This window comes from Nocardioides guangzhouensis, from assembly GCF_004519545.1.
In the GTDB taxonomy this organism is placed as follows: domain Bacteria; phylum Actinomycetota; class Actinomycetes; order Propionibacteriales; family Nocardioidaceae; genus Nocardioides; species Nocardioides guangzhouensis.
The window spans coordinates 258,098-276,406 of the sequence record NZ_SDKM01000001.1 but is presented as its reverse complement, the minus strand read 5'-3'; the positions used below and the strand labels follow the sequence as shown (position 1 = coordinate 276,406).

At 74.0% G+C, this 18,309-nt stretch carries 15 protein-coding genes; 6 read left to right on the top strand and 9 right to left on the bottom strand.

Annotated features, from left to right (window positions below):
- Positions 1 to 94 precede the first annotated feature (94 nt).
- From EKO23_RS01270 to EKO23_RS01260, 3 genes are all read right to left on the bottom strand, one after another.
- Complete coding sequence (locus EKO23_RS01270) at positions 95 to 742, bottom strand: hypothetical protein (RefSeq protein ID WP_134713235.1); 648 nt, start codon at positions 740 to 742, stop codon at positions 95 to 97.
- Complete coding sequence (locus tag EKO23_RS01265) at positions 726 to 1,550, bottom strand: bestrophin-like domain (RefSeq protein WP_134713233.1); 825 nt, start codon at positions 1,548 to 1,550, stop codon at positions 726 to 728. Before EKO23_RS01265 ends, EKO23_RS01270 begins: the two co-directional genes overlap by 17 nt.
- Positions 1,551 to 1,744: 194 nt before the next feature.
- Complete coding sequence (locus EKO23_RS01260) at positions 1,745 to 4,021, bottom strand: MMPL family transporter (RefSeq protein WP_134713231.1); 2,277 nt, start codon at positions 4,019 to 4,021, stop codon at positions 1,745 to 1,747.
- Positions 4,022 to 4,193: 172 nt separating this feature from the next.
- On the opposite strand from EKO23_RS01260, the gene EKO23_RS01255 reads away from it, so the two are divergent.
- Complete coding sequence (locus tag EKO23_RS01255; RefSeq protein ID WP_134713229.1) at positions 4,194 to 4,910, top strand: TetR/AcrR family transcriptional regulator; 717 nt, start codon at positions 4,194 to 4,196, stop codon at positions 4,908 to 4,910.
- A 138-nt stretch (positions 4,911 to 5,048) separates the two neighbouring features.
- Here the strand turns inward: EKO23_RS01255 and EKO23_RS01250 are convergent, their stop codons facing one another.
- Positions 5,049 to 6,620: a phytoene desaturase family protein gene (locus tag EKO23_RS01250; protein ID WP_134713227.1), complete on the bottom strand. Its 1,572-nt coding sequence runs from the start codon at positions 6,618 to 6,620 to the stop codon at positions 5,049 to 5,051.
- Between the two features lie 61 nt (positions 6,621 to 6,681).
- Between EKO23_RS01250 and EKO23_RS01245 the strand changes: the two genes are divergently transcribed.
- Positions 6,682 to 7,644 (top strand): pirin family protein, encoded by a 963-nt coding sequence (locus tag EKO23_RS01245; protein ID WP_134713225.1) that lies wholly within the window; start codon positions 6,682 to 6,684, stop codon positions 7,642 to 7,644.
- 112 nt (positions 7,645 to 7,756) lie between these two features.
- On the opposite strand, the gene EKO23_RS01240 is transcribed toward EKO23_RS01245, so the two are convergent.
- The 4 genes from EKO23_RS01240 to EKO23_RS01225 form a co-directional block, all read right to left on the bottom strand.
- A complete protein-coding gene (locus EKO23_RS01240; protein WP_134713223.1) occupies positions 7,757 to 8,182 on the bottom strand; it encodes a hypothetical protein in 426 nt (141 codons plus the stop codon).
- A 70-nt stretch (positions 8,183 to 8,252) separates the two neighbouring features.
- Positions 8,253 to 9,137 carry a bifunctional helix-turn-helix transcriptional regulator/GNAT family N-acetyltransferase gene (locus EKO23_RS01235; protein WP_134713221.1) on the bottom strand — a complete coding sequence of 295 codons (885 nt, stop codon included), beginning with the start codon at positions 9,135 to 9,137 and terminating at the stop codon, positions 8,253 to 8,255.
- A 38-nt stretch (positions 9,138 to 9,175) separates the two neighbouring features.
- Positions 9,176 to 10,180, bottom strand: coding sequence for an Acg family FMN-binding oxidoreductase (locus EKO23_RS01230; protein ID WP_134713219.1), 1,005 nt, complete (start codon positions 10,178 to 10,180; stop codon positions 9,176 to 9,178).
- A 13-nt stretch (positions 10,181 to 10,193) separates the two neighbouring features.
- Entirely contained in the window at positions 10,194 to 11,258 is a 1,065-nt protein-coding gene (locus EKO23_RS01225) for an NAD(P)-dependent alcohol dehydrogenase (RefSeq protein ID WP_134713217.1), read from the bottom strand.
- A 172-nt stretch (positions 11,259 to 11,430) separates the two neighbouring features.
- On the opposite strand from EKO23_RS01225, the gene EKO23_RS01220 reads away from it, so the two are divergent.
- A complete protein-coding gene (locus EKO23_RS01220) occupies positions 11,431 to 12,351 on the top strand; it encodes a universal stress protein (protein WP_134713215.1) in 921 nt (306 codons plus the stop codon).
- A 5-nt stretch (positions 12,352 to 12,356) separates the two neighbouring features.
- Complete coding sequence (locus EKO23_RS01215; protein WP_134713213.1) at positions 12,357 to 13,385, top strand: magnesium transporter; 1,029 nt, start codon at positions 12,357 to 12,359, stop codon at positions 13,383 to 13,385.
- A 13-nt stretch (positions 13,386 to 13,398) separates the two neighbouring features.
- Here the strand turns inward: EKO23_RS01215 and EKO23_RS01210 are convergent, their stop codons facing one another.
- Positions 13,399 to 16,149, bottom strand: coding sequence for a bifunctional acetate--CoA ligase family protein/GNAT family N-acetyltransferase (locus EKO23_RS01210; protein ID WP_167880270.1), 2,751 nt, complete (start codon positions 16,147 to 16,149; stop codon positions 13,399 to 13,401).
- Positions 16,150 to 16,315: 166 nt separating this feature from the next.
- Here EKO23_RS01210 and EKO23_RS01205 point away from each other — a divergent pair, with 166 nt between their 5' ends.
- Together EKO23_RS01205 and EKO23_RS01200 are read left to right on the top strand one after the other, a co-directional pair.
- Positions 16,316 to 16,915 carry a CBS domain-containing protein gene (locus EKO23_RS01205; protein WP_167880269.1) on the top strand — a complete coding sequence of 200 codons (600 nt, stop codon included), beginning with the start codon at positions 16,316 to 16,318 and terminating at the stop codon, positions 16,913 to 16,915.
- A gap of 9 nt (positions 16,916 to 16,924) precedes the next feature.
- A complete protein-coding gene (locus EKO23_RS01200) occupies positions 16,925 to 18,301 on the top strand; it encodes an MBL fold metallo-hydrolase RNA specificity domain-containing protein (RefSeq protein ID WP_134713208.1) in 1,377 nt (458 codons plus the stop codon).
- The last annotated feature ends 8 nt before the right edge of the window (positions 18,302 to 18,309 follow it).

Genomic DNA, 18,309 nt, shown 5'->3' with positions numbered 1-18,309 from the left:
CCGGGCCGGCCGACCGCCCTAACCCCGCAATTGCAGCCGTAAGACACGTCCAGGGCGCCATTCCCTGTCCTCCGGGCGCAATGGCAGCCCCGCGTCAGACCTGGACGCTGACCGGGAAGGTGGCCACCCACACCACGGTGCCGAGGAACACCGCCCACCCGCACGCGACCAGCACGGTGCGCAGTCGGCGGGAGCCGATCTTGGTGCTGATGCCGGCGAAGAACAGCGCGGTCGCGTAGAGCACCACGCTGAGCACGTAGTTGCTGGCCCGCAGGACGTTCCGCTGCACCGTGGCCGCCGAGACGTCCGCCTGCGCGTCGAGCCGGAGGGCGGCGTTGCGCGCCGCGACCTGGTACTCCGGCATGGCAAACGGCGTGGCCGGGGCGGTGCTGTCGGTCAGCGGGTCGGTCGCGACCCACGCGTCGAACGCCGTCTTGAACTCGGGGCGGAACCGGTCGACGAAGTAGTCGGCGAGGTCCCGGTCTCCGGTCCGGTCGGCCTCGGACCAGGCGATGAACGTGGCGACGTCGACCTGCGTCTGCGCCTCGCCCAGGCTCGCGGTCCGGGCGGCCTCGATCCGGATGCCGCTGGTCCGCCCGGCCGCGAGGGCCTGCTCGCCGTTCCACCGGGTCGCCTGGTAGCTGCTCCACGACGTCGCGACAGCCGCCAGCACCAGGAGACCGGTGACCAGCACCTCCTGCCACCCGACCCGGGCGGGCCGCTGCTCACTCGGGGTTGCCATCGGCGTCACACGGTGGGTCGACGGTGATCCCCGTCGCGGCGATCTCGTCGTCGATCTGGTGCAGGGTGCGCTCCATCGCGGTGGGGTGCAGCCTGCCCACGCCGTCGCCGTGTGGATGGTCGAAGAAGACCAGCAGGAGCAGGAGCAGGGTGAGGACGACGGTCACACTGCCCATGAGGACCCCCTGCGTCACGGCGCCCTCGGCGGGATCGGCGAAGAGCAGCAGGTAGCCGAAGATCACGCCCGCGACGATGAACAGCACCAGCCAGAGGGGCGACGGGATGATGCCCTCCGCCCCGTGCACCCGCGCCTGCCGGGCCTGCTGGCGGTCGCCGGTCTGGTCCATCCACCGGTCGTACGCCGACTGCTCCGCGGACGTCGTTGCGTCGACGCCCTTCAACGTGCGGAACATGACGGCTCCCCACGGGCTGATCTTGTCGCCTTGCGTCCCGTCCGCCATGGCCGGCCACTCGGTCGCGACGACCGACCGGGCGTAGCAGACCAGCTGCCCCGTGAGCTCGTCGCCGGCTCCGGCGGGCAGGAACTGGGCGGTCTCGACCTGCTGCACCACGATGACCGCCTCGTCCTCCGCGCCCGACCGCGAGTCGTCGTACGACGAGAACGCCAGGAAGATGATGAACCCGAGCAGGACCGAGAACCCGGTCGCCAGCACCCCGAACACGCCGGAGGCCCGGTCGCCGTCGGTGAAGTAGCTGCCCTCCGGCGCCCGGCGGCGCACCAGCAGCATGGCCGTGACGGTGAGCGCGGTGACGAGGACGGTCACCACCAGGCCGACGACGAGGTTCACGGCTCACACGGTCGCCGATGACCGGACACCGCGGGGTCACCCGCGACGTGTGATATCCGGCCTGCCGTCGGCTCACCCCACCGTGCCCGGTCCTCACGTCGGACCGGCCCGGCCGGGCCGCCGGGGTCGACGGTCCCGCGGGACGGAACCTCGACCGCGACACCCGGACCGGGCCGGTGCGCGGGTGCGACGGGTCAGGTCGCGGGCTGGGGCTCGGCGGCCGGCTGGGCCGGCGCGTCGGGCCGGGGGAGGTACATCTCCGGGTGACCCTCGATGTGCAGCTGCGGGAGCCGGCGGTCGAGCCAGGCCGGCAGCCACCAGTTCGAGCGGCCGAGCAGGTGCATGACCGCGGGCACCAGCAGCAGCCGGACCAGCGTGGCGTCGATGAAGATCGCCGAGGCCATGCCGACACCGATCACCTTGAGCACCACGTCGTGGCTCGGGATGAACGCGGCGAACACCGCCACCATGATCGCGGCCGCGGCCGTGATCACGCGGCCGGTCGACGCCAGGCCTTCGAGCACGGCCCGCTCGTTGTCGCGGGTCCGCAGCCAGGCCTCGCGCATCCGGCTGACCAGGAACACCTCGTAGTCCATCGACAGCCCGAACAGGACCGCGAACATCAGCACCGGGACGAACGCCGGGAGCGGGGTCTCGGTGTCGATGCCGACCAGGTGCCCGGCCCAGCCGCCCTGTAGGACGAGCGCCACCACGCCGTACGCCGCGGCGACCGAGAGCAGGTTCATCGCGGCCGCCTTGAGGGCGACGGCGATCGACCGGAACGAGATCAGCAGCAGCAGCATGGACAGGAGCACCACGCCGCCGATGAGCAGCGGGATCCGCTTGGCGATGTTCTCGGTGCTGTCGATCGAGATCGCGGTGACCCCGCCGACGTGCGCCTCGATGCCGGTGCCGGAGACGGCGTCGGGGAGCGTGGTGTCGCGCAGCTGCTGCACCAGGTCCTCGGTCGCGGGGTCCTGCGGACCGGTGGTCGGGAACACCGTGATCACGGCGGTGTCGCCGGCCTGGTTCACCGTCGGCGGCGCGACCTGGGCGACGCCGTCGGTGGCGCCGATCGCGTCGGCGATCGGCTGCGCGGCCGCCGGGTCGTCACCGGGCAGCTCGGCAACGACGAGCAGCGGGCCGTTCATGCCCGGCCCGAAGCCCTCGGCCAGCATGTCGTAGGCCCGGCGGGTCTGCGTGTGCTCGGCGTTGTTGCCGGCGTCCGGGAATCCGTAGCGCACCCCGAGGTACGGCGAGGCCAGCGCGAGCAGGGCGGCCACGCCGGCGAGCGCGGCGATCCAGCTGTGCCGGTCGATGAGCTTGCTCCACGCCATCCAGCCGCGGGACGGCTCGACGTGGCCGCCGACGGCGACGACGGTCTCGGCGCGCTTGCCGAGCGGGAGCCGCCACCGGTCGACGTGCTTGCCGAGGTAGCCGAGCAGCGCGGGGAACAGGGTCACGCTGGCCGCCATCACGACGAGCACCGCGAGGATCGTGACCAGGGCGGCGCCGCGCATGAACGACAGGCCCATCGCGAACAGGCCGAGCATCGAGATCACGACGGTGGTGCCGGCGACCAGCACCGAGCGACCCGCGGTGTCGAGGGTGGCGACCGTGGCGCGGTGCGGGTCGAGCCCGGCCGCGCGCCACTCCCGGAACCGGGTGACCATGAGCAGCGTGTAGTCGACGCCGATGCCGATGCCCATCATGGTCGCCAGCGAGGTCGACCAGTCGGGGGCGGCGATCAGGGCGATCAGCACCCCGGTCAGCGTGCTGCTCACGGCCAGCCCGGCGATCGCGACCATCAGTGGCAGTCCGGCCGCCACCACGGAGCCGAACATCAGCAGCAGGATGATCGCGGCCGCGATCAGGCCGAGCATCTCCGAGCCGATCTCCGCGGCCTCGCCCTGCGTGATCGACTGCCCGCCGAGGGCGACGTCGAACCCGGCATGGTCGGCGTCCTCGGCGATCGTGATCATCTTCTCGCTGTCGGGGACCGGCATGTCGACGGGGTTGGTCACGTCGAGGCGCGCGGTGGCGACCAGCGTGGTGCCGTCGGGCGAGACGGCGCCGGGAGTCTGGAACGGGTCCTCGACGGACGCGACGTGGTCGACGTTGCCGAGCTTGTCGAGCAGGGCACGTACGTCGGCCTGGGTCGCCGGGTCGGTGAACCCGCCGTCGGCCTTGACCACGATGTCGACGGTGTCGCCGGACTGGGACGGGAAGCGCGACTCGAGGAGGTCCTGGGCCTCGCTGGAGTCGGAGCCGGGGGCGGAGTAGTCGGCCTTGAAGTCGCCGCCGAAGGCGGCGGACAGGCCGACCGCGATCAGGAGGACGGCGACCCAGGCGAGCACGGTGCGGCCGCGCCGACGGTACGTGACGTCGGCGATCCGGCCGAGGATGCCGGGCCGGGCAGCCTCGGCGGCGGGGGTCTGGGGGCGGGTCGGGGCGGTGGTGGCTGGAGACATCGGGCTGACTTTCGCTGACGGTTCGAGCCTCGCGGTGGAGACCGGTGGTGGCTGATTCGGAAAGGATCGAAACGAGAGTTACGACTCTTAACGTGAACTATGCCGCGTCACTTGTCAAGGGGATTAACCTTTGTTACGTTGCGTAACGAAGTTGTTCCCCTGGAGGTGTCCCATGGCCGAGCCGGCCGTCAGCAGGCGCGAACGTGCCCGCGCCGCAACGATCGCCGAGATCAAGGAGGCCGCCCTCGGGCTGATGGCCGAGAGCGGGGCCACCGACGTCCGGTTCACCGACATCGCGCGGATCATGGGGATGACGCCGCCCGCGATGTACCGCTACTACGCCGACCGTGACGAGCTCCTCGAGGACCTGATCACCGACTCCTACGAGCACCTCGGCGACAGCGTCGCCGACGCACGCGACGCGCTCGACCCCGACGACATCCCGGGTCGCTGGCACGCCGTCGCCGCGGCGTACCGCTCGTGGGCGCGCAAGGAGTCGCACCGGTTCGCGCTGATCTTCGGCCAGCCGGTGCCCGGCTTCGTCGCCTCCGAGGACGGGCCGACCACCGAGGCCGCCAAGCGGGCGATGTCGCAGCTCTCGGCGCTGTTCGTGGCGGCCGCGCACGCCGGCATCCTCGAGGAGCCGCTGGTCACCGAGGCGCCGGCGGCGGTCGCCGAGTGCGCCCACGAGAAGCACCCCGAGCTCGACGGCATCGTCCCGGCCGAGAGCTTCCAGGCGATGCTCCAGGCGTGGGCCAGCCTGCACGGCTTCGTCTGCCTCGAGGCCTACGGGCACCTCGACTGGCTCGGCGACGAGGCCCGCGACGCGCTGTTCCGCTCGCACGTCGCGATGATCGCCCGCGCCGCCGGCATCCCCGCCGCCGGCTGACCTCGGCTGCCTGCGGGAGCGACCGCGGGGTGGTTTCGACACGGGCTCGTTCCGCGCCCTCCTCGACCACCGGGGTCCTGCTAGGTGGTTGAGGAGCGAGCGCCGGCGAGCGTCTCGAAACCACCGGGCCGGACCGGGTCAGCGGTCGGCGAGCACCGCCTGGGCCGCGTTGTGGCCGCCGATGCCGGAGACCGCGCCGCCGCGGCGGGCGCCGGAGCCGCACAGCAGCACGCTGGCGACGTCGGTCGCGACGCCCCACTGCTGGGCGGGGGTGTCGAGGCGGGCCCGGTTGGAGGCCCAGGGCCACTCGAGGTCGCCATGGAACATGTGGCCGCCCGGCATCGCCAGGTCCCGCTCGATGTCCTGCGGCACCGTCGTCGCCAGGCAGCGGCTGCCCTCGGCGTCGATGGACAGGCACCTCTCGATCGGCTCGGCGACCACCGCGTTGATCGACTCCAGCGCCCGCGTCACCACGAGGTCGCGGGCGGCGGGGTCGTCGAACAGCGAGGCGGGGGTGTGCAGCCCGACGTACGTCATCGTGTGTCCCGCGTGACCGCCGAGGACGGAGGGGTCGGTGAGCGAGGGACAGTGGAGCTCGCCGGGCAGGACGGTCGGGAACCGGCCCGCCGCGGCGTCGGCGTAGGCCGTGCGCAGCTGCGCGTAGCCGGAGTTCAGGTGCAGGGTGCCGGCGAAGGCGACCTCGGGGTCGAGCCCCGACCGCAGCGCCGGGAGCCGGTCGAGGAGCAGGTTGACCATGACCTGGGCGCCCGCGGGCTTGGTCTCGTCGTCGGGCTCGTCGCCGAGGAGGATCCGCAGCACCCAGGGGGCGACGTTCGCGAGGACCTTCCCGCACGCGACGGTGCGGGACTCGCTGCCGTCGTGCCAGGTGACCTCGGCGCCGTCGTTGCCGGCGTGGATCGAGCTCACGCCGGCGCCGGTGACCACCTCGGCCCCGGCGTCGACCGCCGCCCTGAGCAGCGCGTCGGTCAGCGCCCCCATGCCACCGACCGGCACCTTCCACTCGCCGGTGCCGTTGCCGAGGTGGTGGTAGAGGAAGGTGCGGTTCTGGGCCAGGGACGGGTCGTCGAGGTCGGCGAAGGTGCCGGCCAGGGCGTCGGTCGCGACCAGGCCGCGGACGGTGTCGTCGGAGAAGCGCCGCTCGATCGTGTGCCCGATCGGCTCGCGCACGAGCTCCCGCCAGAGGTCGGCGTCGACCTGCGCGGACAGCGTGGACTCGGTGGGGAGCGGGTCGAGCAGGGTCGGCGCGACGACGCGCGCCAGCTCACCGACCTCGGTGTAGAGCTGCTGCCACGCGGCGTGCTCCACGTCCCCGCCGGTCAGCTCCCGGAACGGCTCCGCGCTCGCCCCGGCCCCGGGGCGAGCGACCAGCAGCCCGCCGGCCCGGCCGTCGCGGACGTACGGCGTGTACGACGCGGCGGCGCGGGGGCGGAGCTCGACGTCGAGGTCGAGCTCCTTGACCAGTGCCTCCGGCATCAGCGAGACCAGCGAGGCGTAGCGCGGGAGCAGGGCACCCGTGCCCGGGAAGGCCTGACCGGACACCGCGGCGCCGCCGGTGGCGGGGAGGCGTTCGAGGACCAGCGTCGAGACCCCGGCGCGGGCGAGGTACGCCGCCGCCGTCAGGCCGTTGTGCCCGCCGCCGACGACGACCACGTCGTACGACGACCGGCCGGGTGCACTGCCGTGACTCATGGGGGCGACGGTATCGGGTGAGGTCCGGAATGGCGGGGACCCGCCTGTGGTTGGATCAGACATGCCCGCCGTGACCGTGGAGGACCTGAGCGTCCTGCGTCGCATCAAGTCGCCGGGACTCGGCGACCAGCCCCGCCCCGTGTGGCAGGTGAGCACCGCTCCGTCCGGGTTCGAGGGAGAGGGGTTCCCGGTCCGCCGGGCCTTCGCCGGGATCGACCTGAGCCTGCTCGACCCGTTCATCATGATGGACCAGATGGGCGAGGTGGACTACGCGCCCGGCGAGCCGAAGGGCACGCCCTGGCACCCGCACCGTGGCTTCGAGACCGTCACCTACATCATCGACGGGCAGTTCGACCACCAGGACAGCCATGGCGGGGGCGGCACCATCACCAACGGCGACACCCAGTGGATGACGGCCGGCAGCGGCATCCTCCACATCGAGGCGCCGCCGGAGTGGCTGGTCCAGAAGGGCGGTCTGTTCCACGGCATCCAGCTCTGGGTCAACCTCCCGCGCGACGCCAAGCTCAACGACCCGCGCTACCAGGACATCCGGGCCGGCGAGGTCGCGCTCGCGACGTCCCCGGACGCGGGTGCGCTGGTCCGGGTGATCGCGGGCGAGCTCGACGCGCAGGACGGGACGCTCGGCGGTCCCGGGGCGACGTACACCCCGATGACGCTGGTGCACGCCACCGTCGAGCCCGGCGCGCAGCTCGAGCTGCCCTGGCCGGTCGAGTACAACGCGCTGGTCTACGCCCTCGCCGGTCGCGGAAGCGTCGGCACCGACAAGCACCCGATCGCGATGGGCCAGGCCGCGGTGCTCGGCTCCGGCGACTTCCTCACCCTGGCGGCCGACCCGAAGCAGGACGGCCGGACGCCGGCGCTCGACGTGATCGTGGTCGGCGGGAAGCCGATCCGCGAGCCGCTGGCCTGGGCCGGGCCGTTCGTGATGAACACCAAGTCCGAGGTCATGCAGGCCTACGAGGACTTCCAGAAGGGCCGGTTCGGGCACATCCCCGCCGGCTGAGGCCTCGAGTCCCGCGCCGGGCTGTCGCACGTTCCGGGTGCCGGGAGGGCCGCGCCACGACCGGAACGTGCGACACGCGGACTGGCGCGAGCTGGGAGGTGCGTCTGCGGTCTCAGGGAGCCGCGACGGAGTCGCTCTCCTCCGCGCGGGCGACGACCAGGCACAGGCCGACCAGCACGAGGGTGACCGGGCCCAGCACGAACCGTTCCCACGGACTCTCCGACAGGAGGTTGGCCACCGTCCCGAGGGTCATCAGCACCACCAGCGCCCAGGTCCCGATCCCGGCGGCGGCGGCGGAGACCCCGCGGACCGGGAAGCCGGCCCGTCGCAGGACCAGCGACACCGCGACGGCGTAGACGGCAACAGAGAGGCCGCTGCCGATGCGCAGGCGCACCGCGAGGCGACCCTCGTCGGTCCCGCCCCAGGCAGCATCGCCCCAGGGAACGCCCGCCGCGAGCAGCAGCTGGAAGGCCGCCAGGCCCGCGAACCCGACCGTGGCTCCGATCGCGGCCTTCCTCGTGACGGCTCTGTTCTCCATGGCACCACCCTTGTGCTGCTCCAGCATCGGGCGAGCGACGTAGGCGGCGGTAGGGGCCGACGGCCCGTCCTCAAAGGTCCTTCTCGAACCACGCCTGCGCGTAGGGGTTGTCGTTGTAGCGACCGATGTGCCGGTAGCCGGCGCGCTCGTACATCGCGATCGCCTCGAGCAGCGCGCCGTTCGTGTCGAGCCGCACCCTGCGGTGGCCGAGCCTCCGGGCCTCGTCCTCGAGTGCGCGGAGCACGCGGGTGCCGAGGCCGGCGCCGCGCCAGTCGTCGTGCACCCACATCCGCTTGATCTCGACGGCCCCGTCGCCGAGGTCGCGGACCCCGCCGCAGGCGACGACGGTGCCCTCGCTGCGGGCCACCAGGAACATGCCGTACGGCGCGCTCATGGCGGCCGCCTCCTCGTCGAGGCCGTCGCCCGGGTCGAAGCCGTTCTCGAAGCGCCGGTCCAGCTCGGTGACGTACGCCGCGATGGCCGCGCGGCCGTCACGCCCGGCCGGGTCGGTGGGGGACAGGTCGACGGTGGCGGCCCGGACCAGCAGGTCGGCGGTCGCCAGGGCCTCGGTGAGCCGGGTGCGCTGCCGAGGGGTGAGCGGCTCGACCAGCCGCTCGGCCAGCCGTTCGGATCTGTCCTCGAGCCGGGTCCAGGCCTTCCGGCCGGCCGCGGTGAGGGTGGCGACGCGGCGGCGTCGGTCCGCCGGGTCGGGGCCGACCCGGACCAGCCCGTCGGACTCGAGCTGGCGCAGCAGCCGGCTCAGGTAGCCGCTGTCGATCCCGAGCCGGTCACGCAGCTCGCGCACCACCGCGCTGTCGGGGGTGCTGCCGATCTCGAACAGCAGCCGGGACGGGCCGAGCGGGCGCCCTGAGCCCAGGAACGACTCGTCGAGCGCGCCGATCCGCTGGGTCCAGGCCCGGTTGAAGTGACGGAGGACGTCGACGTCGCTGGCCATTCTCTGACTCTAGTCAGAGAATTGGCGCCGGACAACGGTCAGCGCTTCATGACCTCGTCGAGGGACCGCCGCGGGGTCGGCGGCAGCTCCGGCCGGTAGACCTCCTGCCAGCCGATCCGGAGCATCAGCTGCGGGACCCCGGAGCCGGCGAGCACGTCGAGCTGCAGCGCGGCGCGGGTCTCGGTCACCTCGACCACCTGGCTCAACGGCACCACCGAGAGGCCGCCGACGGTCGCCCGGAGCCAGACCGCGCTCAGCGCCTCGCCGGCGTCGAGCCACGCGGCCGCGTCGTCGGTCTCGGTGCACAGCGCGAGCACCGCGTCCGAGACGTCGACCGAGAAGCTGTTGAGGTCGTAGGCCCCGTCGCGGTCGAACCTGTCCGGCCGCTCCGTCGCGCGCTCGTGCGCCGGCAGCGACGACAGGGGGATGCCGTCGTCCGGCCCGTGGGCAATCCACCGGCGCTGTTCCTCGCGCAGCAGCGGGTCCTCGTCCTCGGCCTCGATCGCCCGGGCCACCAGCCGCTCGACCACGGCCCGGGCGCCGGGATCGTCGACCGGCAGCACCCGGGTTCCGGGCCGCTCGGCGGCTGCGGCGAGTGCGGCAAGGCGCTCGGGCGGGACCGGCCAGGAGGTGAACCGGCGCCGGTCGGTACGACGTCGCTCGATCGCCGCGGCCAGCTCGAGCTCCTCCGCGAACGGCACCCGGGCCTCGGCCAGGTCGATCTCCGCAACCAGGTCGGGGTCGCGCGGGCTCGGGAACCGGGTGACCCGCGCCGACCGGCCCAGGGCCGCCGCGGCCACCGTGGCGTGGTGCAGCGCCGCGCCGACGCTGATCAGGAGGTTGCGGCCCTGCGGATCACTCGCCGACAGCTGACGGCTCCGGTCGGCCCACAGGCGGATCCGGGTGCCGCTCACGCGCCACAGCCACGGCTGCGTGTTGTGGACGCTCGGCGCGCGGCAGGCCAGCGCGACCACGCGCCGCCGTACGTCGTCCTGCTGGTCGGCCAGGCGGGGCGCCGGACCCGTGCCGCCCGGAGTGATCACAGCGGGTCTCCCGTCACGGCCGGTAGGTGTCGTTGGGCACGACCACCGCCCGGCCCTCGACAGTGCCGTGCGCGAGGTCCTTGTACGCCAGGACGGCGTCGTCCAGCGTGTAGATCGTGGTCTCCGCGCGCAGCAGCCCGCGGGCACCGAGGTCGAGCACCTCGACCAGCTCGCGCCGGTTGCCCCAGTACGTCGTCTGCACGCTCGCCTCGTAGGGCAGGCCGAAGAACGACACCGGCAGGGTGCCGCCGGCGATGCCGACCACGGTGATGTCGGCCAGCGGGCGGGCGCACGCGGCGGCCGTGGCGAGGGTCGCGTCGGCGCCCACCATGTCCACGACCACGTCGGCGCCCCGACCGCCCGTGAACTCGCGGATCTGCGCGGCGAGGTCGGCGCCGGGCGGCAGCGCCAGGTCGGCGCCGCACCGGGCGGCCAGGTCGCGGGCGCCCTCGCGCACGTCGACCGCGACGACGCGGGCGGCGGTGGTCGCCTTGAGGACCTGGATCCCCAGGTGGCCCAGGCCGCCGACGCCGATCACGACGGCGGTGGCGGTGGGGCCGAGCTTGTGGGCCGAGCGCCGGATCGCGTGGTACGGCGTGAGGCCGGCGTCGGTCAGCGGGGCGGCGTCGACCGGGTCGAGGCCGTCGGGGAGCGGGACCAGGTGCCGGGCTGCGGGCACCAGGAGGTACTCCGCCATGCCGCCGTCGAGCCCGAGCCCGCCACCGCCGCCCGGCACCGGGGCCAGGTCCGGCCGGTCGCAGTAGGTCTCCACCCCGTCCAGGCAGCGCTCGCAGGTGCCGCAGCCCCACGCGCCGACGACGGCCACGGGCTGCCCGGGCTCGAACCCGGTCACCCCGGCCCCGAGTGCGTGGATCCAGCCGGCGTTCTCGTGGCCGAGCGTGAACGGCGGGTTCCAGGGAAGGCCGCCGGGCTCGAAGTCGTGCATCAGGTGCAGGTCCGAGTGGCAGGCGCCGGCGGCACCCACCTGCACCAGCACCTCACCGGGTCCGGGGCTGGGGACCTCGACGTCCTCGAGGACCGGGTCGCTCTTCCAGGACGGGAGCCGCAGTGCCTTCATCTCTTCCTCCGCAGGGGTGAGCCGGGTGGTGTCTCCTCCGGTCCTCACCCTGCTCCGCGCGCGGGCGCGGGTTCAGGGCCGTCGGACCGACCGCGCCGGGCCGTTGGTCCCTGTCCCGGGGGTCCGCACGGCGAGACGGTGGAGGCATAGGGCAACGAGCAGGAGGTCCGTCATGACCGAGCTGAACCCCACCCCCGTCGTGGTCGCCGTCGGAACCGACGACATCGACGCCGCGCTGGCGTACGCCGCCCGGGAGGCGGCGGCGGCCGGCTGTGGCATCCACCTCGTCCACGTCGTCCACCTGCTGGTGCAGGGCCCGGACGGCCTGCTCGTCGAGGTCACCGACCAGGAGCAGGTCGGACGGATGGCGCTGAACGCCGCCGTCGAGCGGCTCGAGGACCTGGTCGAGCCGGGCACCACCGTCACGACCGACCTGCAGATCGGGCGGGTCGTCCCGGCGCTGGTCGACATCGCCAGCGACGCCCGGATGGTGGTGCTGGAGCACCGGGACCTCACCAAGCTGCAGCGGGTCGTCACCCGCTCCGTGGCCAGCGGCGTCGCCGCCCATGCCCGGGTGCCCGTGGTCTCGGTCCCCGCCGACTGGAACCCCTTCGACGGGACCGACGAGCGGATCACCGTCGGGGTCGACGTACCGGACAAGTCCGAGCACGTCCTCCGCGCCGCCCTCGACGTGGCGAAGCGCCGCGGGGCCACCCTGCACGTCCTGCACACCTGGAGCTTCCCGGTGGCCTACGACGAGGCGCTGATCTCTCCCGACGAGAACCGCCAGTGGGCGGCCCGCGCCCGCGGCGAGATCGAGCAGGTCCTGGCCGGGCTCGGCGACGCGGCCACCGGCGTCAAGGTCGACATCGAGGCCAGGCACGCCCGTCCCGCGGACGCCCTGATCGAGGCCAGCAAGGAGTCCACGCTGGTCGTGGTCGGCCGCCACGACTCGGTGATGCCGGTCGGCTCGCACCTGGGTCCGGTGGCCCGGGCGGTCCTCACCGCCTCCGCCTGCCCGGTGCTGCTCGCCGACCCGGTGCCCACGGCCCGGCGTCGCGAGCGCGAGGCCGAGCACTCCGCGAGCGGCTGACCACCATGCGCCTGCGGTCCGGCGCACCGCGCGACCGTGAGGCCGACGACCCCGGGCCGGAGGAACGCCTCCTGCCCGGTGCGGTCGACCGCCACCTCACGCACCGGGTCCCGGTGTGCGCGCCCGGCGACCGCGTCGGCGACGTCCGTGCCGCCCTGGTGGGGCGACGGCACGAGAGCGTCGACGCGGTCGCCGTCTGCGACGGTCCGGACACGCCGCACCGGCTGGTCGGCCTGGTCCCGCTGGTCGCCCTGCTCGCGGCCGATCCCGACCTCCCGGTGGAGGTCCTGATGGACGCGGACCCGCCGACGGTGACGCTGGGCATCGACCGCGAGGAGGCGGCCTGGAAGGCGGTCCGGCACGGCGAGTCCGGCCTGGCGGTCCTCGACGACGCCGGCTCGTTCCTCGGCATCGTCCCCGCCCAGCACCTGCTCGAGGTCCTGCTCCAGGCCCACGACGACGACTTCGCCCGCCTCGGCGGCTACCTGGCCTCCACCCAGGCCGCGCGGCTGGCAGCCGAGGAGCGGGTCGGCCGCCGGCTCTGGCACCGGCTTCCCTGGCTCGCCCTGGGACTCGCCGGGGCGGCGGCCTCGGCCTGGCTGGTCGGGTTGTTCGACACCCGTCTCGAGGAGGACGTGCGGCTGGCGTTCTTCATCCCGGGCGTGGTGTACCTCGCGGACGCGGTCGGCACCCAGACCGAGGCACTGGTGGTGCGCGGGCTCTCGGTCGGTGCGCCGGTACGCCGCTCCCTGCGGCTGGAGGCGATCACCGGGCCGGCACTCGGCCTGCTCCTCGCCGGCGTGACGCTGCCGGCGGTCTGGCTGGCGCTGGGGGACCCGGCGCTTGCGGTGGCCGTGTCCGTGGCGCTGCTCGCGGCCTGCAGCGTGGCCACGGTGGTCGCGGCCGGCCTGCCGATCGCGATGGCCCGGCGCGGTGTCGACCCGGCTTTCGGCAGCGGCCCGCTCGCGACCGTCGTCCAGGACCTGCTCTCGCTGGTGATCTACTTCGCGGTCGCGACCGCGGTGCTCGGCTGACGCCGGCGGCAGGTCACCCGATGGAGCCCGGACCTGCCGGGTCGCGCAGCCGCCGGGGTACCCCGGCGTCGACCGGGATGGCGGCCGCCAGCCGCACCTTCACGTCCACCAGGACCGGGCCGTCCGGCGTGCACATCACCGGGTTCAGGTCCAGCTCGGCGACCTCGGGCACCTCGACGGCGAGGCTGCCCAGGGCGACCAGCGTCGCCTCCAGGCCGGCCACGTCGGTCCGTGGAGCACCCCGATAGCCGTCGAGCAGCGGCCAGATCCGCAGCGACCGGATCGCGGCGGCTGCGTCGCGGCGGGAGAAGGGCGGCATCAGGAACGTCCGGTCGTCGAGGATGTTGGTGGCCACGCCACCGGCGGCGACCATCACCAGCGGCCCGAACTGCGGGTCACGCGTGATCCCGAGCGCCACCTCGACGCCGGCCACCACCGGTTGCACCAGCGTCGGTACGTCGTGTCCCAGCTCCTCGCCGAACGCGCGCACCGCGGCCAGCACCTCCGGCGCCGTCCCGAGCCCGACCCGGACCAGCCCGCGGTCGGTCTTGTGCACGACGTCGGGGTCGGCGACCTTGACCGCGACCGGGAAGCCGAGCCCGGTGGCGACCTCCGCGGCCCGCAGCGGGTCGTGGACGACCGCGCCGGCCGGAGCCAGGGCGTAGGGCTCGAGCAGGTGTGACACGTCGGCGGCACCGAGCCAGCGGGGCGCGCCGTCATTGACGTCGAGCGCGGCCCGCGCGGTGGCGCGTGCCGAGTCGGCCCGGGCGGCGTCGCGGGGCTCCGGGTCGTCGGCGGGGATGCGCCGCCACTCGGCGTACCGCACGGCATCGGCGACCGCGTCGATCGCGTGGTCGGTGGCCCGGAACACGGTCACGCCGGGGACCTCCGTGGCCAGGTCGCCGAGCGCGACCAGGACGACGGGCTTGTCCGGCCGGGCCCCGCGGGCGCGGGCGACGGCGTCGACCAGGGGACCGGCGGGCGCGACCCGGGTGGGGACCACGACCACCAGCACCACGTCGGTCTCGTCGGAGTCGAGCAGCGGCCCGAGGACCGCGGTGAGGTTCTCGGCGGATGCGCCGGCGCCCAGGTCGACCGGGTTGCTGGTGCCGGTGGTGACGGAGACGTGCGCGCCCACCCGGGTCCGGAGGTCGTCGGTGAGCGAGGGCACCAGCAGTCCGGCCGCCTCCGCCGCGTCCGCGGCGAGCACGCCCAGCCCGCCGGCGTTGCTGACCACAGCGAGCCGGCGCCCGGCGGGCAGCGGCTGCTCGGCGAGCAGCAGGGCGGTCCGGCCCATCGCCTCGGCGGTCGGGCTGGCGATCACGCCGGCCTGCGCGAACAGGGCGTCGATGCCGACCGCGGGGGTCGCGGCCGCCGCGGTGTGGGAGGCGCCGGCCCGGCGCCCGCTGGCGGACCGGCCGCCCACGACGGCCAGCAGCGGCTTGCGCTCGGAGAACCGCCGCGCCATCCGCGCGAACTTGGCGGCGTTGCCGAAGGACTCGAGGTAGAGCGCGGCGCCGGTGACGTCCGGGTCGTCCATCCAGGCCGCGAGGAGGTCGTTGCCGGACACGTCGGCCTTGTTGCCCAGCGAGACGAAGGCCTGCACGCCGAGGCCGAGCTCGCGGGCGAGGTCGAGCAGGGCGATGCCGACCCCGCCGGACTGCGAGGCGACGGCCAGTCCGCCGGGCGGTGGCACGGCGGGGGAGAAGGTGGCGTTGAGACGGATGCCGGGGTCGTTGGCCATCACCCCGAGGCAGTTCGGTCCGACCAGCCGCATGTCGTGGCTGCGGGCGGTGCGCAGCATCCGGTCCTGGATCGCGGCGCCCTCCACGCCGAGCTCGCCGAGGCCGGACGAGATGACCACCACGGAGCCGACGTCGGCCGCCGCCGCGTCCTCGACGGCGGCCAGCACCCGCGCGGCAGGCACGGTGACCAGCGCCAGGTCGACACGCGCGGGCACGTCCCGCAGCGAGGGGTAGGCCGGCACGCCGTCGATCTCGCTGACCGCCGGGTGCACGACGTACACCTCGCCGGTGAAGCCCCCCTCCCGGATCGAGGTCAGGACCGCGTGCCCCAGGCCGGCGCCCTCGCGTCGTACGCCGACCACGGCGACGGTCGAGGGCCGCAGCAGCGGCGCCAGCGACGCCGCCTCGGACGCGCACTCGCGGGCGTCGGCGGCCTCGATCGCCCGGGCCGAGGCCTCGGTGCTCATCTCCACGCCGACCACGCCGAGCTCGGTCCGCCGGGAGACCGTGAACCCGGCGTCCCGGAAGACCCGGATCATGAGCGCGTTCTCGGGCAGCACGTCCGCGACGAAGCGGCGGATGCCCCGGTCGCGGCAGGCCGCGGCGAGGTGCTCGAGGAGCAGGCTGCCGAGCCCGTGACCGTGCTCGTCGTCGGCGACCAGGAACGCCACCTCGGCGGCGTCCGTCGACTCCCGCTCGGCGGTGGCGACGGCCACGATCCGGCCGGCCAGGGTGGCCACCAGGGTCGCGACCGTGCCCTCGTCCTCCGACATCAGGTGCTCGACGTACCGGTGCCCCGCGCTGCGGTCGTAGGCGAAGAACCGCAGGCGCAGGAACTCGTCGGAGACCGCGTCGTGCAGTGCGTCGAGGCCCTCCCTGTCCGCCGGGACCAGCGGGCGGATCGACGCGATCCGGCCGTCGGTGAGCAGCACGTCGGCGGCGCGTGGTGGCCGCCTGTCCGCGGTCAGGGACGCGGGCGTCGCGTCGGACAGGTTCGATCCAGGCAGTGTCTCGGGCATGGCACCTCCTGCGGACACTCTCTCCGTCCGCCCTCCCGCGCCGGGAGGGCCCTTGTGCCCCTGCGCCCGGCCCCAACGACCCTGCTCCGGTGCCCGGTGCCGGTCAAGAGTGGAAGTGCACAAGGAGGGCGCGCCCCGTCGGGGCGCACGAGGCGAGGAGAGTCCGATGCTGGTACGTGAGGTGATGACCGCTCCGGCCGTGACGGTCTCCGAGCGGGCCACGGTCAAGGAGGCCATCGGGCTCCTCGACCGCCACGACGTCGCTGCCCTGCCCGTCGTCGACACGAACGGGTTCCTGGTCGGCGTGGTCAGCGAGGCCGACGTGATCCGCGAGATGGTCGTGCCCGACCCGCGGGTGCACGAGCTCCCGGTGCGGCTCACGACCGCCCCGTTCCTGGCCCGGGTCGCCGACGTGATGAGCAACCACCCGCTCACGGTCACCGGCGACACCGAGCTGGCGAAGGCCGCCGACCTGCTCACCAGCACGGTGGTGAAGAGCCTCCCGGTGGTCGACCACGGCAAGGTGGTCGGCATCGTCAGCCGGCGCGACATCGTCCGGCTGCTGTCGCGCCAGGACGAGCGGATCGAGGCCGAGATCGACGAGCTGATCCGGCAGGACGGGCGCGACTGGATGGTGGAGGTCGCGGACGGGATCGTCACCGTGGAGGGTCCTGTCGACGTCTCCGAGGAGCGGCTGGCCGAGGTGCTCGTGTCGTCGGTGCCCGGCGTGATCGGCCTGCGCTTCGGGCGCGTCACCGCGACCTAGGCGTCCGGCATGACCCGGCCGTCGCTCACCTTCCTCGGCGGTGCCGGCACCGTGACCGGCAGCCGCTTCCTGGTCGAGACAGCCACCGCGCGAGCGCTCGTCGACGCCGGCCTCTACCAGGGGCTGGCCGAGCTGCGCCGGCGCAACTGGGACCCGTTCCCGGTGGACCCCTCGACGATCGGTGACGTGCTGGTCACGCACGCCCACCTCGACCACACCGGATACCTTCCGCGCCTGGTCCGGGACGGGTTCCGCGGCCGGATCGTGTGCACCCCCGAGACCGCCGAGCTGGCCACCATCGTGCTTCGTGACAGTGCCCACCTCCAGGAGGAGGACGCGGCGTACGCCAACGCCATGGGGTTCTCCAAGCACCATCCCGCGCTGCCGCTCTACGACGGCGAGGACGTCGAGCGGACCCTCCCGCTGCTGGCCCCGACGTCGTACGGCGAGCCGGTCGCGCTGCACGGTGGACCCAAGGCCGTGCTGCTCCCGGCAGGGCACATCCTGGGCTCGGCGATCGTGGCGCTCGAGGCCGACGGGCACCGCGTGGTGTTCAGCGGCGACCTCGGGCGGCCGCACCACCCCCTGCTCGCGCCCCGGCACGCACCGCCGGCCGCGGACACGCTGCTGGTGGAGGCCACGTACGGCGACCGCGCGCACCCCGACCCCGACCCCGGGCTGCTGGCCGAGGCGGTCCGCCGCACGGTCAAGCGCGGTGGGACCGTCCTCATCCCGGCTTTCGCGGTCGACCGGACCGAGCTGGTGCTCATGGAGCTGGCCCGGCTGACCCGGGCCGGCGAGATCCCGAAGGTGCCGGTGTTCGTCGACAGCCCGATGGCTCTGGCCGCGCTCGCGGTCTACCGGCGTGCGCTCGGCCGCGACGGTGCCGGGACCCGCCGGCAGCGCGGCCCCGACCCGTTCGACCCCGGCGACCTGCGGGTGGTCCGCGACCCGGACGAGTCGCGCGACCTCAACGAGCCGCCGTACCCGTGCATCGTGATCTCCGCCTCCGGCATGGGCTCCGGCGGCCGGGTCGTGCACCACCTCCGTCACCAGCTGCCGAACCCGCGCAACACGGTCGTGCTCACCGGCTACCAGGCCGAGGGCACCCGCGGTCGGCGCCTGCTCGAGGGCGCCCGCGAGGTGAAGATCCACGGCCGCTACGTGCCGGTGCACGCCGAGGTCGTCTCCGTCGAGGACTTCTCGGTGCACTCCGACGCCGACGAGACCCTTGCCTGGCTGCGCTCGGCCGCCTCCCCGCCCACGACGACGTACGTGGTGCACGGCGAGCACTCCGCTGCCGCCGCCCTGTCCCGCCGGATCACCGACGAGCTCGGCTGGACCTCCGCCGTCCCCACCCTCGGCGAGCGCGTCCTCCTCGACTGACGGTCCCC

What these genes read in the sequence shown, in the direction of transcription:
- EKO23_RS01270 (WP_134713235.1), bottom strand. Translation starts at nt 742, where the DNA reads ATGGCAACCCCGAGTGAGCAGCGGCCCGCCCGGGTCGGGTGGCAGGAG.
- EKO23_RS01260 (WP_134713231.1), bottom strand. Translation starts at nt 4,021, where the DNA reads ATGTCTCCAGCCACCACCGCCCCGACCCGCCCCCAGACCCCCGCCGCC.
- EKO23_RS01255 (WP_134713229.1), top strand. Translation starts at nt 4,194, where the DNA reads ATGGCCGAGCCGGCCGTCAGCAGGCGCGAACGTGCCCGCGCCGCAACG.
- EKO23_RS01250 (WP_134713227.1), bottom strand. Translation starts at nt 6,620, where the DNA reads ATGAGTCACGGCAGTGCACCCGGCCGGTCGTCGTACGACGTGGTCGTC.
- EKO23_RS01245 (WP_134713225.1), top strand. Translation starts at nt 6,682, where the DNA reads ATGCCCGCCGTGACCGTGGAGGACCTGAGCGTCCTGCGTCGCATCAAG.
- EKO23_RS01240 (WP_134713223.1), bottom strand. Translation starts at nt 8,182, where the DNA reads ATGGAGAACAGAGCCGTCACGAGGAAGGCCGCGATCGGAGCCACGGTC.
- EKO23_RS01235 (WP_134713221.1), bottom strand. Translation starts at nt 9,137, where the DNA reads ATGGCCAGCGACGTCGACGTCCTCCGTCACTTCAACCGGGCCTGGACC.
- EKO23_RS01225 (WP_134713217.1), bottom strand. Translation starts at nt 11,258, where the DNA reads ATGAAGGCACTGCGGCTCCCGTCCTGGAAGAGCGACCCGGTCCTCGAG.
- EKO23_RS01220 (WP_134713215.1), top strand. Translation starts at nt 11,431, where the DNA reads ATGACCGAGCTGAACCCCACCCCCGTCGTGGTCGCCGTCGGAACCGAC.
- EKO23_RS01215 (WP_134713213.1), top strand. Translation starts at nt 12,357, where the DNA reads ATGCGCCTGCGGTCCGGCGCACCGCGCGACCGTGAGGCCGACGACCCC.
- EKO23_RS01210 (WP_167880270.1), bottom strand. Translation starts at nt 16,149, where the DNA reads ATGCCCGAGACACTGCCTGGATCGAACCTGTCCGACGCGACGCCCGCG.
- EKO23_RS01205 (WP_167880269.1), top strand. Translation starts at nt 16,316, where the DNA reads ATGCTGGTACGTGAGGTGATGACCGCTCCGGCCGTGACGGTCTCCGAG.
- EKO23_RS01200 (WP_134713208.1), top strand. Translation starts at nt 16,925, where the DNA reads ATGACCCGGCCGTCGCTCACCTTCCTCGGCGGTGCCGGCACCGTGACC.